This is a genomic window from Hydrogenophaga palleronii NBRC 102513, from assembly GCF_001571225.1.
GTDB classification, from domain to species: domain Bacteria; phylum Pseudomonadota; class Gammaproteobacteria; order Burkholderiales; family Burkholderiaceae_C; genus Hydrogenophaga; species Hydrogenophaga palleronii.
In genome coordinates this window covers 16,026-29,009 of the sequence record NZ_BCTJ01000004.1, presented here as the reverse complement: position 1 = coordinate 29,009, position 12,984 = coordinate 16,026, and the positions used below count along the sequence as shown (strand labels likewise).

12 protein-coding genes are annotated in these 12,984 nt (G+C 60.6%); 9 read left to right on the top strand and 3 right to left on the bottom strand.

The window, feature by feature from the left end:
* The first annotated feature begins 21 nt into the window (after positions 1-21).
* The 5 genes from HPA01S_RS04730 to HPA01S_RS04710 all read left to right on the top strand — a co-directional run bounded on the left by HPA01S_RS04730 (position 22) and on the right by HPA01S_RS04710 (position 4,546).
* Positions 22-1,194, top strand: coding sequence for an aldo/keto reductase (locus HPA01S_RS04730; protein ID WP_066267353.1), 1,173 nt, complete (start codon positions 22-24; stop codon positions 1,192-1,194).
* Between the two features lie 67 nt (positions 1,195-1,261).
* Positions 1,262-2,311 carry an SMP-30/gluconolactonase/LRE family protein gene (locus HPA01S_RS04725; protein ID WP_084360468.1) on the top strand — a complete coding sequence of 350 codons (1,050 nt, stop codon included), beginning with the start codon at positions 1,262-1,264 and terminating at the stop codon, positions 2,309-2,311.
* A gap of 54 nt (positions 2,312-2,365) precedes the next feature.
* Entirely contained in the window at positions 2,366-3,220 is an 855-nt protein-coding gene (locus tag HPA01S_RS04720; RefSeq protein WP_066267351.1) for an oxidoreductase, read from the top strand.
* Entirely contained in the window at positions 3,217-4,116 is a 900-nt protein-coding gene (locus HPA01S_RS04715; RefSeq protein ID WP_066267345.1) for an FAD:protein FMN transferase, read from the top strand. Before HPA01S_RS04720 ends, HPA01S_RS04715 begins: the two co-directional genes overlap by 4 nt.
* Before the next feature lie 16 nt (positions 4,117-4,132).
* On the top strand, positions 4,133-4,546 hold the full coding sequence (locus HPA01S_RS04710) for a hypothetical protein (protein WP_218005324.1): 414 nt from the start codon (positions 4,133-4,135) through the stop codon (positions 4,544-4,546).
* Between the two features lie 178 nt (positions 4,547-4,724).
* Here HPA01S_RS04710 and HPA01S_RS04705 read toward each other — a convergent pair whose 3' ends face one another.
* A complete protein-coding gene (locus HPA01S_RS04705; protein ID WP_066267342.1) occupies positions 4,725-5,639 on the bottom strand; it encodes an AraC family transcriptional regulator in 915 nt (304 codons plus the stop codon).
* A gap of 179 nt (positions 5,640-5,818) precedes the next feature.
* On the opposite strand from HPA01S_RS04705, the gene HPA01S_RS04700 reads away from it, so the two are divergent.
* A complete protein-coding gene (locus HPA01S_RS04700; protein WP_066267340.1) occupies positions 5,819-6,907 on the top strand; it encodes an NADH:flavin oxidoreductase/NADH oxidase in 1,089 nt (362 codons plus the stop codon).
* Between the two features lie 102 nt (positions 6,908-7,009).
* Complete coding sequence (locus tag HPA01S_RS22580) at positions 7,010-7,912, top strand: LysR family transcriptional regulator (RefSeq protein ID WP_084360467.1); 903 nt, start codon at positions 7,010-7,012, stop codon at positions 7,910-7,912.
* On the opposite strand, the gene HPA01S_RS04695 is transcribed toward HPA01S_RS22580, so the two are convergent.
* Positions 7,909-8,211: a helix-turn-helix domain-containing protein gene (locus tag HPA01S_RS04695; protein WP_066267338.1), complete on the bottom strand. Its 303-nt coding sequence runs from the start codon at positions 8,209-8,211 to the stop codon at positions 7,909-7,911. The two genes, HPA01S_RS22580 and HPA01S_RS04695, sit on opposite strands and share 4 nt — an antisense overlap.
* A 105-nt stretch (positions 8,212-8,316) precedes the next feature.
* Here HPA01S_RS04695 and HPA01S_RS22575 point away from each other — a divergent pair, with 105 nt between their 5' ends.
* Positions 8,317-9,027 carry a LysR substrate-binding domain-containing protein gene (locus tag HPA01S_RS22575; protein WP_084360466.1) on the top strand — a complete coding sequence of 237 codons (711 nt, stop codon included), beginning with the start codon at positions 8,317-8,319 and terminating at the stop codon, positions 9,025-9,027.
* A 44-nt stretch (positions 9,028-9,071) separates the two neighbouring features.
* On the opposite strand, the gene HPA01S_RS04690 is transcribed toward HPA01S_RS22575, so the two are convergent.
* On the bottom strand, positions 9,072-10,373 hold the full coding sequence (locus HPA01S_RS04690; protein ID WP_169801504.1) for an RES family NAD+ phosphorylase: 1,302 nt from the start codon (positions 10,371-10,373) through the stop codon (positions 9,072-9,074).
* Positions 10,374-10,475: 102 nt separating this feature from the next.
* Between HPA01S_RS04690 and HPA01S_RS04685 the strand changes: the two genes are divergently transcribed.
* Complete coding sequence (locus HPA01S_RS04685; protein ID WP_157084903.1) at positions 10,476-12,950, top strand: type I restriction enzyme HsdR N-terminal domain-containing protein; 2,475 nt, start codon at positions 10,476-10,478, stop codon at positions 12,948-12,950.
* Positions 12,951-12,984: the final 34 nt, after the last annotated feature.

Genomic DNA, 12,984 nt, shown 5'->3' with positions numbered 1-12,984 from the left:
CAGTACAAGGAGGATTGATCGATGAATGAAAACAGCAAGCCATCTTCACCGCAAGGTCTGGGGATGAGTCGCCGTGACCTTCTGGCGGTCGCGGGTACCGCGCTCGCCGCCAGTGTGCCGTTGGGTGCCGTCGCGCAAAGCCTGCCCACGGGTCGATCCGTGGGCGCAGCAAGCGTCTCGACATCGCCGACGGATATCAGCCGGACGCGCAGACTCGGTGCGCTGGAAGTGTCATCGATCGGTCTGGGCTGCATGTCCGCCAGCGCGTACTTTTTGCCATTCCCTGGCCGGCAGCGGATGATTTCGGTGATTCGCGCAGCAGTCGAGCGCGGGGTCACCTTCTTCGACACTGCCGAAGGCTACGGCCCATTCGTCAACGAAGAGATCGTCGGCGAGGCGCTCGCGCCCTTTCGGAACAAGGTGGCGATCGCCACCAAGTTCGGCTTCGCCTTCCAGGACGGCAAGATGACGGGCAGGAACAGCCGGCCCGAACATATCCGGCAGGCCGTGGAGGGATCCCTGCGGCGGCTGAAGGTAGACGTCATCGATCTGCTCTATCAGCACCGCGTCGATCCGGACGTCCCGATCGAAGACGTCGCAGGAACGGTCAAGGATCTGGTGCAGGCCGGGAAGGTCAAGCACTTTGGGCTTTCCGAGCCCGGTCCGAACACGCTGCGACGGGCGCATGCGGAGTATCGGGTTTCCGCCGTTCAAAACGAGTACTCGCTGATGGAGCGCAGTCCCGAGGGGGAGATCCTGTCCATCTGCGAGGAGCTCGGGATCGGCTTCGTTCCCTGGGGGCCGGTGGGCAGGGGCTTCCTCACAGGCAGGTTCGGCGAAGGCACCCGGTTTGGCGCGGACGATCACCGCTCGACGATTCCGCGTTTCTTCCCCGACAACATGAAGGCGAACATGGCCTTCTTCGGCGTCGTCAGCCGATGGGCCGAGCGCAAGGGCGTCACGCCCGGGCAGTTTTCGCTCGCCTGGCTGATGGCGCAAAAGCCGTGGATCGTCCCGATCCCGGGCACTACCGATCCCTGGCATCTGGCCGAGAACCTGGGTGCTGCAGCGGTCAGGCTCACGGCTGAGGAGCTGCGACAGATCGCGGTGGACCTGGCTCAGGCGCCGGTGGTCGGACCCCGCGTGTCGAACCCGGCCACGACCCAGAACGGCGTGGAAGCCCGTCGGCGCTAAGCTGCTCAATCAGGTCGCCACGACACGTGCCTGACCCCCACTCGAAAAAACACAGGGAAACTGTTGGATGAAGCTTTATCAGAGGCAGATCTCTGCCGTCGCCGCGACCCTGTCGCTCTTCCTGTGCGGCGTCATCTACGCCCAGCAGAGTCCCGCTCCACAAGAGAAGGCCGCGCTTGTCTACACCGCGGCGAACCGGGCGCCTGTCCCGATACCGCCTTCCGAAGCCGCTCTACAGACGGTGACGGCCGAGCCGTGGCTGGCATTGGCCGATCAACGCCTTTTTCTGGAGGGCGCGGTCTTCGACAGGGCCGGCAACCTGCTGTTCGTGGACATGTTCAGCGGCCGGGTGCTCAAGGTCGCTCCGGACAAGTCGATCACGACCGCAGTGGACAAGAACAAGAACGCCATCACTCCGACGGGCCTCGCCATTCACAAGGACGGACGCCTGTTCGTCGCCGAGGTCGGAGACATGGCGACGGGCGGCAGCATCGTGGCGTTCAGCGCCGATGGCAGCGGTCGCAAGGAGATTGTGGCGCCCAGTGCAGGCTACTTCCCGGACGATCTCGTCTTCGACAGCGCGGGCGGTTTCTACTTTTCGGATCTCAAGGGCAGTTCCACCGAACCCACCGGGGGCGTCTACTACGCGGCTCCCGATGGGCGCATCACGCCCATCCTGCGAAACCTCGCGGCTGCGAATGGCGTTGCACTCTCGCCGGATGGAAAAACGTTGTGGGTCACCGAGTACTCGCGAAATATCCTGCACCGCGTCACCCTGGCCAGCGCCACGACGGTCGCGCCTGTGGGCACGGCGATCGCGTACCACTTCACGGGACCCGCGCCGGATGGCCTGCGTGTGGATGCCGATGGCAACGTCTATGCAGCCATCTTCCAGCAAGGCCGCATCCTCGTCTTCAATCGCAATGGTTTGCCCATTGGTCAGATCCTGGTCCCCGGGCGGGACGATGGGCGCTTCCTCCTCACGACCAGCATGGCGTTCAAGCCAGGCACGAACGAAATCTATCTCGTTGCCAGCGATGGCGATGAGACGCGTGGCGCAACCGTATTCCGCACCGCGGGGTTCGCCAAAGCGCCGTCGCTTTTCTCACACCAGTAAGCATCGGCCAATGCCCCGCCGGGATAGCCGGGACAGCCAGGAGAGACATGAATCATGACCAATGACACGCACGACAAACCCGTTTGGTTCGTCACCGGCTGCTCGACCGGGTTGGGACGCGCGCTTGCCCGACGCATCGTCGACCAAGGCTGGCGGTTGGTCGCGACAGCACGGGACAGGAAGCGGCTCGCGGACCTCGCCGCAGGCGCCGAGGATCGCGTTCTCCTTCTCGATCTTGACGTCACCCGCAACGATCAGATTGACGCTGCCGTCGCCGCAGCCCAGGCGCGATTCGGCCGGATCGACGTGCTCGTCAACAACGCAGGCTATGGCTACCAAAGCTCCGTAGAGGAAGGCGTCGAGGCGGAGATCCGCGCCCAGTTCGACGCCAATGTTTTCGGCCTGTTCGCCGTCACCCGCGCGGTGCTGCCCGTCATGCGCGCGCAACGCAGTGGGCGCGTCCTCAACATCACGTCGGTGGCGGGACTGATCGGGTATCCCGGTTCGGGCTACTACGCGGCCTCCAAACATGCCGTGGAAGGCTTTTCGGATGCACTGCGGGCCGAAGTTGAGCCGCTGGGCATTGGCGTCACCTGCATCGAACCCGGTCCGTTCCGCACCGATTGGGCGGGCCGCTCGCTTCGCCAGACCCCAACGCGCATTGCCGACTACGCAGAAATCGCTGGCAAGCGGCTGAATTCCACCAAGGCAGCGAGCGGCACCCAGGCTGGCGACCCGGCACGCGCGGCCCAAGTGATGATCGAACTCGCCCAGATGGCAACGCCGCCGCGGCACCTGCCACTGGGTGCATGGGGGTACGACGCGGTGCTGGCCGATCGCCGCGGCCGGCTGGCTCAGCTCGAACAGGTGCGCACGATGAGTGTCGCCGCGGACTACCCGCATCAATGATCGCCTCGGGGACCACCATCCCCGACCGGTTCGTCTTCGACGCGATCGGCACGCGCTGGGCGATCGAGGCGCCGCGGTCGATCGCCCCGCCCTTGCGTCAATCCATTCTGGCCCGTGCCGAGGCATTCGATGCGACCTGGTCCCGGTTCCGGGAGGACTCGCTGGTCAGCGAGATCGCGCGCGCGGAACGTGGTGGGCGCTTCCTCTTTCCGGAAGAGGCCAGCCGTCTGTTCGACCTTTACGACGGTCTTCATGCAGCGACGGCGGGCGCGGTCGATCCGCTCGTTGGCCGCGACCTGGAGATGCTCGGCTATGACCGCCACTACAGTCTCGTTCCGGTCCCGATGACCGAACGCGCAGCCTATCGGCGACCCCGCTGGACGCACGACGTGTCGCGCCAGGGCTGCGTGCTGACCTGCCATGGGCCGCTCGTGATCGATGTCGGCGCCGCCGGCAAGGGACTGCTGATCGATCTGATCGGCGATCTGCTCCGTGGTGCGGGTCTTTCGGATCACCTTATCGATGCGAGCGGCGACCTCCTGCAGGCCGGCGACAGCGCACTCGCGGTCGGCCTGGAGGATCCTCGCCAGCCCGGTCACGTCATCGGGCTCGCCAATCTCGAGGGGCGTGCGCTCTGCGCGTCCGCTACGAACCGGCGGCGATGGGGCGAAGGCGTGCACCACATCCTCGACGCGCGCACCGGTGTGCCAGCCCAGCACGTCATGGCCACATGGGTCGTGGCGGACAACGCAATGACCGCGGACGGTCTAGCCACGGCGCTTTTCTTTGTCGAACCCTCACGCCTGGCGGCCACAGGCCCGTTCGAGTTCGTCAGGCTGTTCTCCGACGGGCGTGCCGAATGGTCAGCGGGGTTCGAAGGTGAGGTTTTTATCTGATGCCAGGAGGATGTCCATGATCCACAGATCCATCGCGCGAGCGCTTGCCATCGCAGCAACCCTGCTTGCGGCGTGTGGCGAGGCGTTGGCAGGGGCCGAAGGCGCGGCACCTGTGTCGGGCCGGAAAGAAGAAGCCAGCTATCGGAACGGCACCTACACCGCTGAAGGCCTGTACGGCGGCCTGCCATCAAGGCTCACGGTAACGCTAACGCTCGCAGCGGACCGTATCCAGGCCGTCTCGGTTCGCACCCATGCCACAGACCCGACGTCGCTCGACTACCAGCGCCGCTTTGCAGAAGCCGTGCCGGCGCTGGTGAAGGGCAGGCCCATCGCCGACGTGCAAATCAGCAAGCTCGCCGGCTCCAGCGTCACCCCGGATGGCTTCAATGAGGCGTTGGCGCGGATTCGTGAGCAAGCCCGCAGACGGTGAACCGGCCTAAATGTCGTTATTGAGCATGGCGTAACGCCCGCCGGCACGCATGCCCGCTAGAGCGAGTAGATTCCTGTTGCTCAGTTAAATCTTGTTCTCCGTGCTCAGTCCATTTCGCAGCACGCAAGCATGAGCGATGGTCATTACGCCACCGACGCGACGGGACCGCCGACCCCACTCAATTCATTCTCATGCGTTTGACATCGCGCTGAGGTGGAGCACCGAACAGGCGGCTGTACTCGCGGTTGAACTGTGAGGCACTTTCATATCCGACGAGTCCACCGGCATGACTGGCGTCGAGGTTCTGGTTGAGCATCAGTTGCCGCGCTTCCTGAAGACGCAACTGCTTCTGGAACTGCAATGGGCTCATACCGGTGATGGAGCGGAAATGCTGTCGAAAAGTTGACGGGCTCATGCGTGAGCGCTCCGCCAGTTCGTCGACGTGCAACGGTTCGGTAAAGTGCTGCTTGAGCCAACTGACCGCCTTGGCAATTTTCTGACCAGGCGCACCTGCAGTGACCAAATGCCGCAACTGCGGTCCGTGGGAGCCTGTCAGCAGTCGGATCGTGATTTCCTGCTGAATCAGCGGTGCCAGCTTGGACACCAGGGCGGGCTCGTCCAACAGGTTCACCAACCGGATCAGAGCATCGGCCAACGCGGTGTCGAGCTTCTCGATAGTGACGGGTTGGCAAGAACACGTCTTCTCAGGCAGTGGCAATTCCATTTCGGACGCGATCTGCATGAGGGATCGAACATCCAAAGTCAACATGAGACCGAGAAAAGGATCCCGCATGCTGGCCTGGGTGACGCGCGCCAGAACAGGAAGATCAATGGTAGTAAGCATCGACTGGCCCTGCTGGTAACCGACCACCTGTTCGCGAAGCGTCACCTGCTTGGCACCCTGAAGAACAACGCCAAGACCCAAACCATAGATGCAGTGCAGCGGCTGCGTGATTGCGTTGCGGCGATGCAATGTCAGCCCAGGTATTGAAGTCGCGTGGTCACCATCGGTTCGAGCAAACCCAGCGACTGCGCGAGCCAAAGCATTTTCGGTAGGTAATTCGCTAGCCTGCGGACCTCCATTCTTCTGCATGACTGGGTCTCCTCACTTTGATCAAACAGGTTTCAGCATATCACTACAGGCCATTACACATTTCATTTTCATCCTCACATTAATCATTTTAGGCAATCATCCCTCCATATCCAGCAAGTGCTAACCGGACAATTCAGCGAAACTGTTGCAGTGGTCACAACTCTCCGCTGGAGCGCCTGATGTCATCGCTTTTTTCTTCCTACCAGCTCAAAGGCATCACGTTGCGCAATCGCATCGTCGCCTCGCCGATGTGCCAGTACCAAGCTGTCGACGGCTTTGTGAATGACTGGCACCACGTTCACTACCCGATGCTTGCACGGGGCGGCGTGGGCCTTCTGGTGGTCGAGGCCACCGCTGTTTCGGCAGAAGGCCGCATCACGCCAGGCGACGCCGGTCTGTGGGCCGATGCGCATGTCGATGGCTTCAAGCGCATCGTGCAGGGGATCAAGGAAGGTGGCGCTGTGCCAGGAATTCAGCTTGGGCACGCTGGCCGCAAGGCTGGTTGCACGCCACCGTGGGAGAACGGCAAGCCACTGCCCAAGAACGATCCCCGCGCCTGGGAGCCGATAGCCCCCAGCGCGCTGCCCTACATGCCGAGCGAGCCGAACATCCCGCGCGCGATGACGTTGCAAGACATCCACCGGGTTCAGCAGGATTTTGCCGATGCCGCCCGCCGCGCTGCTGAAGCAGGCTTCGAGTGGCTGGAGCTTCATTTCGCGCATGGCTTCCTGGCGCAGAGCTTCCTGTCCCTCCATGCGAACGCTCGAACCGACGAGTACGGAGGCTCATTGGTGAATCGCGCTCGTTTCCTGATCGAAACGGTCGCTACCGTTCGCCAAGTCTGGCCGGAACATCTGCCGCTGACGGTACGCCTGGGTGTGGTCGAGTTCGACGACGGTGCGGCGCAATCGGCTGACGAAGCCATCCAGGTCGTGCACTGGCTCAAGGAGGCCGGCGTCGATCTGGTTGACGTCGGCCTCGCGTTGTCCACACCTGCGGAACAGGTCCCCTGGGCGCCCAACTTCATGGTGCCCTACGCGGAGCGGATTCGCGTCGAAACCCATCTGCCCGTGAGCACCAGTTGGCTGATTACCAGCGCCAGCGAGGCCGATGCGTTCGTCCGCGAAGCAAAGCTCGATCTCGTGTGCATCGCACGCAGCCTGCTGGCTAATCCTCACTGGACATTCCAAGCGGCAAGAGAATTGAAGATCAGCCAGCCAGCCCTCGTGCTGCCAGTGCCATATGCCTACTGGCTGCAAAAGTGGTGATTAATAACCCTAAGTGATCTCATTCTCACTGCATAGTGAACCCCATTCTCGACGCTGGTGCTTACGCGGGGGTAAATCTGCTTTCCGAGAGGACGTTAATGAATGGAATTACGACACTTGCGTTGCTTCGTGGTTCTTGCTGAAGAATTGCATTTCACGAGAGCTGCCGAACGCCTTCACATCGAGCAATCACCCCTGTCACGGACGATTAAGGAACTCGAAGAGGAACTTGGCACATTACTGTTTCATCGCGACCGGCGTGGAACCAAACTGACGGAAGCTGGAAACGTATTTCTGCAAGATGTACGGCGGATTTTTACGACGCTCGATCAAGCACGAGAAAATGTTAGATCCGTTGTTGAAGGGCGCCGAGGTAGTCTACGAATTGCAATTTCAGATGGGGCAATTGACCCACGCTTTTCGGATTTCCTAACGCGCTGCCGTCAAGAAGAGCCGGAGATAGACATACGGGTCACTGAAGTGCCGCTATTGGAGCAACTGCGAGGCTTACGATCAGAAGACTTCAGCCTTGGCTTTGCACACACCGATGACGTAGGTGAAGACATCATTGCCGAGCCCGTGTGGCGAGCGGCCGTGCTAGCGGCAGTGCCTTCACGCCATCCACTCCTTGTTCATAAGGAAATCCCCCTGGATGAATTGGTTAGGTTTCCACTGATCATGATCGACCCACAACTATGCAGTGGTTACTGCCGCGAGCTCGCTCGTATTCTCGGCTTGGCAGATCGCAGTCCGGCCGTAGTCGAACACGTAGCCTCCCCTGAGATGATGCTAACCCTCGTCGCAGCTGGCTACGGGGTCGGATTTACCTCTTCGGTCAGGACTTCAGTTTGCCGCCATCCAGACATCGTAGCCCGCCCACTTGCATCAAAAGATGCGGTGCTCACAACATACCTGCTCCGTTTGGCACAACCTAGAGCGGATTTTCCATTCGAGCGTTTTGCAGAACGCTTGCGCGCCCAGCCAGAAGAAGATTTAGCCAGCTAGTCAGAAACGATCTGCGCACCGGCACGCAAATTCAGTTCGGTCATCGCCATCAAATCGGCAGCGCTCAAGCCCAAAGCCGCCGCGATTCTGAGTATAAGAGCGAGGGTCGGCATGTGCTCTCCGCGCTCGATTTTTCCCATATGAGAACGCTCAATGGCCGCTTGGGAAGCCAGTTGCTCCTGCGCCACACCCCGCTCCATACGGGCATCACGAACCGCCCGGCCGAAGGCCAGGGCAGGTTCAGGCTCAAAGGTTCGCGAGCCTTTAGGGCGACCGCGTTGAATGACTCGCTTCTGCATCGACAGAAGCGTCCTATTTCATGCTGCTTTAAACCACGTTATATTTAACTCTTTGCTGCATTTTTTGGTCTTTTCAGTCCGCCTCTCACGTTCAGCAGAACCTAGATGATCAAGATCGCTCAAGCATCAGCCATACGGCTCGGCATAACAACCGACACACCAGCTGCGCCGTTGGCTCATCTTTTAGCTTTACAACGCGCAGAAGAACCACTTACCCCCGTGCTCGTGCAAGAGATGTCACCAGAGGCACTAGCTCAGGGTGTCTCGTTGGGGCTGGTACATCTGGGCGTTGTTGGAGACCGCATGCTTCCAATGGGCATGCGCTCATTGCCGCTATGGCGAGACGAATTGGCTGTTGCACTACCACTTGGATCAGTTCTGGCGACTCATGAGTCCCTTACAGTCGCTGCACTGCAGGACTTCCCCCTGATTCAATGGTGTCCGGATACACACGGATTGCTGAACCAGCAGGTCAAATCACTGGTGGGTGATCACTGGGATACCTCACGCACGGTGAGATCATTTCCGCTAATGGCTTGCTTGGTAGCTGCAGGCTATGGAGTCGGATTTGCCTTCCGCTCACATATGACGGTAGCTTCTGAGTGGAAGATTATGATGCACCCCCTTGCCGAAGGGCCGCGCTGGATACAGACAGTGCTGTTCTGGCATCCAGGCACATATTCATGCGCCATCGAGCGCTTCATCCAGCGCGTAGCTGGTGCATATTCCCAATCACTCATGTCGCAAGCGATCCATGCTGAGTTGCCCCTGAAACATCCCCTTTGCTATCTTCAGAATGGCGAAAGTGATGATTAATGACCTTGCCCGCGACCCGACAGAATCGCTTCCAAAGTACCGCCTCAACCATAGTGGCGGTCGTTGAGAGAACTGACACCTTCAACAGGATGCGGCGTGCTGTAATAGCGCACAGCGGATATTTCATGAATGACAATCGAGTCCCGCATCAACGACAGCGCCGGATGCACCGCACGGTACCCATGCCACGCTGCGTCCCGATCCACGAAGTGGATCGACGGGCGGAACCAGCGGCCCGGCCCTTCTTCCTCGTATTCCCACAGAGCGATCTCGGCAGTGATGTCGCTTCCGTCAGCGCTGGTCACTTCGCAGGCCTTGCGAAACAACACGACGTTGTCACCAACCGGGGGCTCGTCAGGGCGACGGCTTTGTGCCGAGGGATAGATGATGCCGTCGACATTCAACGTAGCATGAGCCGCCAGATAGTCAGCAACGGCTTGAGTGACAAGGTAGTCGCGATCCTGCAGTTCGGGGACCACTGGCGCCGAGAGGCGCTCACCCAACGTCCTCAGGAAGTCGCGTCGCTGCGCCGCGGAGCGTGTAGCCGGATCAAACAGGCTGGCATCAGGACGCAACTCAACGGTAGCCAGTCGTCGAAGATCCAAAAGGCGCAGTGGGCGAATCACCTCAAACGCGGCCAGTGCGATCCGGCTACCCACCGGTGGGCGCACCTCGGCAATGCAGATTTCAGGAGCCGTGGCGCCGTAGAAGGCCGGTTGGTCCTGCCCATTCATTCGTCCAGCAGCACCGATACCTACCGCCGGCGAACCCAGAAAGCGTTCAGGCCAGCGTAGCGCGGCGGCCAGCGCATCGTCCGTTTGGAACACCCTACCCCGGTAGAGCATCTTCAGCGATGTGCCGGGACCCGCCTCAAAGACGACCGGACGCCCCTCCTTGTCTCGATCATTGGTGAGCTCGCCAAAAATCGTGTCGAGCAACGCCAGCGCCTTGGGATTGAAGTAACGCACGTCGGAGCGCAGGCTGTCTTCCATATCACGCCAGGCGTGACCGAGTGGTTCCGCCATCGACGACTTTAGGACGAACCAGGGGTCATCATCGCCGTAGCGAGACTCTCCAGAACCGGCCTCGTACCAAAGATTGCCCAAATGCTCAACGACAACCTCGGCGGCCTCCTGCGGCATGCCTGTCAACTCTGAAATCGTTGTCTGCAAATCATTTCCGGCCGGAGTTCGACCGAAGTGGATCACCGCCATCGTGTTGCTGGATTCCTCGAAAAATGTATCGATGACTTCCTCGCATAGCCGTGCCACCTCCCAGAGATCTGCGGCCGATGCATCGCCATCGCAATACTCGCAAGGGTTCTCGGAAGTGGCGGCGTCCTGCACAAGGCGCTGCAGGTATGGCTCCCCAACACAATCAGCACATATAAAACTCATGTGGAATCCTCAAAGCAGTTCGCAACTTCCATCAATTGATAGAACTATGACATGCGTTCTTCAGCCTCGGCGAACTACAGCCGCTGGCATCGGTTTGGCGGGCTACCATCGGAAATGAATCCACGCACACAAGGGAGCAATATGCCAATCAAACGTGCAACAACCAAAGAGACAGAAGCCGATCTGGAGGCGCGTGCCCGAGCAGCGATCAAACTGGCATTTCCTTGGGTGCCCGACGGCGCCATCAAGCACCAGATCAAATTCACCTTCAAGTTCGGAAGGCAGATCTTGGAGGTCGATGCCGGGAAATCACGTATCGAGGCGCGACTGGACATCCTATTGGAGAAGGACGACAAGCCCCTGGCCATCATGGAACTGAAGAGACCCGGCCTCACGCTGACCGGTGACGATGGCGCTCAAGGCCTTTCGTATGCAAGGCTGGTGCAGCCCCCGGCGCCGCTCGTGGTGGTCACGAACGGCACCGACGTCAGGATCCTGGAAACCTCTACGGGAAATCCTTGGCAACCAACGACGGCGACAGAAGAGGCATTCAAGGAACTCATCACCCAGGCAAACCGCGTCGCCGGGGCAGACATTCGGCATGCTATCGATACCCTGATGGGCACAACACCGAATGTGTGGATGCAAGCCGTTCGCCGCGTATCAACCGAGACGATCGAAGAGCTCACAGCATCCTCGGATGAACCAGCACTGCCATTCGCCGCTGATTTTCTCGCTCCGCGCGCTGCCACCCATCTGTTATGGCGAAACCTGGTTGTAGGGGAGAAGCTACTGGTGCTGCAAGGTCCTCCTCTCGCCGGCAAGAGCAATGTGCTTCGCGAACTTTGTGCGCGCACGGAGCAGAGCGATGCCCTCGCCACCCTGTACGTCGAGGCGGGTGTTGGCGGTGGCGTGCTCCAAACTTTGGCCGACGCCATCTCGCGTTCGCTGAGCTGGCCCGTATCGCCGCAAGAGGCACGGGACTGGCTGAACCGGATCTCAAACCACGATGGCGTGCGGCTCGTCCTGGCATTTGACGGCCTGCGTGCAGCAGACACTGCATCCGTGCGGGAGATCGAGGATCTCTCTTCCAATGCGTTCGGCCCCTCCCTGGCGGTGGTGGTCGCAATGGATGACGCTGTGGCGCAGAGCGTGCTCAAGACGCCAAACCAGCTTTCGCTTTCACCGTTGGGACGCCGATCCAAGGTCGTAAGCGTTGGACACCTGCGCGACGGCGAATTCAAGCTTGCTCGAGCCCTTTTGGGACAGCGCCGCCTGTACTTGATGAATGGCGCCGAGATGGCGCCCGAGTATCGAGAGCCGTGGGTGCTGCGAGCGATCAGCGGCTCTGGCCAGGCTGCGCTCAAGGGCAAGCCCGAGACGCGGGCGCTTTCGCTGCCTTCGCTGCTCGGGCCGCGGTTGCTGGAGGTCGTTCGCAAGCGTTTCGCGCAAGACCATGAACTGCGACGAAGGTTCAGGGGCCTGGCGCGCTCGATGATTGCGGATGCGCAGGACCAATCCCGGCCGCCCGAAATCGTGCTCCAGCAACTGGAGATGGGCATCATCCGCCGCACCGCGGTCAAAGCGGAGCTTGAGCCCGATGATCTGCAATGGCTGATCGATCATGGATTCGTTCGCCCTGGCATGCACGACGTGGCGGGCGCGACAATCCTGGTTCGGCTACCAGAGCTGCTAGCCAGCGAGATGGCGCACGCACTGGCCGATGAACTTGTGAAGCGCTCGAAGGAGGATCTGCACGAAACCGCTGCGTGGATTGCCGGCGCTGCAAGCAATCTTCCGCTTGGCGAGGTGGTGGCAGCGCAGGCCATTGTCGATGCCGCCAAGCGTCCGAATGGCCTACCCGTCGGCCTCATCAGCGCCCTGGTGGCAATGCCCCCCGAACGCGAGGTGTTGGATACAGGCGGTCACTACGCGATGGTGTTACCCAACGGCGCCATGATGGACATCAAATTCCAGCCCGATGGCAAAGGCGTTGTCGTCATTGATGGGGAGCAGCACGAGATTGACCTCGGCGATGAGGAACAGGTCACCTACAAGAATATCCACCCCTGGCTGATCTTGTCTCACGTGGCATCCACGCCTTTCGAGGTGATGGGGGACCATGGGGCCGTAAGAGAAGACCCGAACCTGCTGCTGCAGATTGGGACGTGCCGTGTGCCTCTGCGTGGAAATCGGGGGCCGCAATCGCTTCGGATGCTGCCGACGCTGGACATGCACGATGGCGTATCCATCGTGCATTCGGACGCCGGGGTCATAGAACCCGTCACGCTCGGCATCCTCGACTATCTTTCCGCCGCCGAGGATCAGGCGGACAACTGGGTCGCGACTGCGGCCAGTTCGGGCTCAGTTGCCTTGCTCTCCCGGGTACATATCGCGCTTGGGGTACTGGCCGGCTTCGAGACTCACGCAAGAAGCGGTTGGGCGAAGGCTCAACTCAAGGCCGTGATTCTTCCGAAGCTGCGGGAGGCCATGGGTGATACAGAGGAACCTTCACCACGGATCTGATGAGAGCCAAGCGGCCAAAGCCTCCATGGCCCGT

Coding starts and splice junctions, on each gene's coding strand:
- HPA01S_RS04730 (WP_066267353.1), top strand. CDS start 22: ATGAATGAAAACAGCAAGCCATCTTCACCGCAAGGTCTGGGGATGAGT.
- HPA01S_RS04725 (WP_084360468.1), top strand. CDS start 1,262: ATGAAGCTTTATCAGAGGCAGATCTCTGCCGTCGCCGCGACCCTGTCG.
- HPA01S_RS04720 (WP_066267351.1), top strand. CDS start 2,366: ATGACCAATGACACGCACGACAAACCCGTTTGGTTCGTCACCGGCTGC.
- HPA01S_RS04715 (WP_066267345.1), top strand. CDS start 3,217: ATGATCGCCTCGGGGACCACCATCCCCGACCGGTTCGTCTTCGACGCG.
- HPA01S_RS04710 (WP_218005324.1), top strand. CDS start 4,133: ATGATCCACAGATCCATCGCGCGAGCGCTTGCCATCGCAGCAACCCTG.
- HPA01S_RS04705 (WP_066267342.1), bottom strand. CDS start 5,639: ATGCAGAAGAATGGAGGTCCGCAGGCTAGCGAATTACCTACCGAAAAT.
- HPA01S_RS04700 (WP_066267340.1), top strand. CDS start 5,819: ATGTCATCGCTTTTTTCTTCCTACCAGCTCAAAGGCATCACGTTGCGC.
- HPA01S_RS22580 (WP_084360467.1), top strand. CDS start 7,010: ATGGAATTACGACACTTGCGTTGCTTCGTGGTTCTTGCTGAAGAATTG.
- HPA01S_RS04695 (WP_066267338.1), bottom strand. CDS start 8,211: ATGCAGAAGCGAGTCATTCAACGCGGTCGCCCTAAAGGCTCGCGAACC.
- HPA01S_RS22575 (WP_084360466.1), top strand. CDS start 8,317: ATGATCAAGATCGCTCAAGCATCAGCCATACGGCTCGGCATAACAACC.
- HPA01S_RS04685 (WP_157084903.1), top strand. CDS start 10,476: ATGCGTTCTTCAGCCTCGGCGAACTACAGCCGCTGGCATCGGTTTGGC.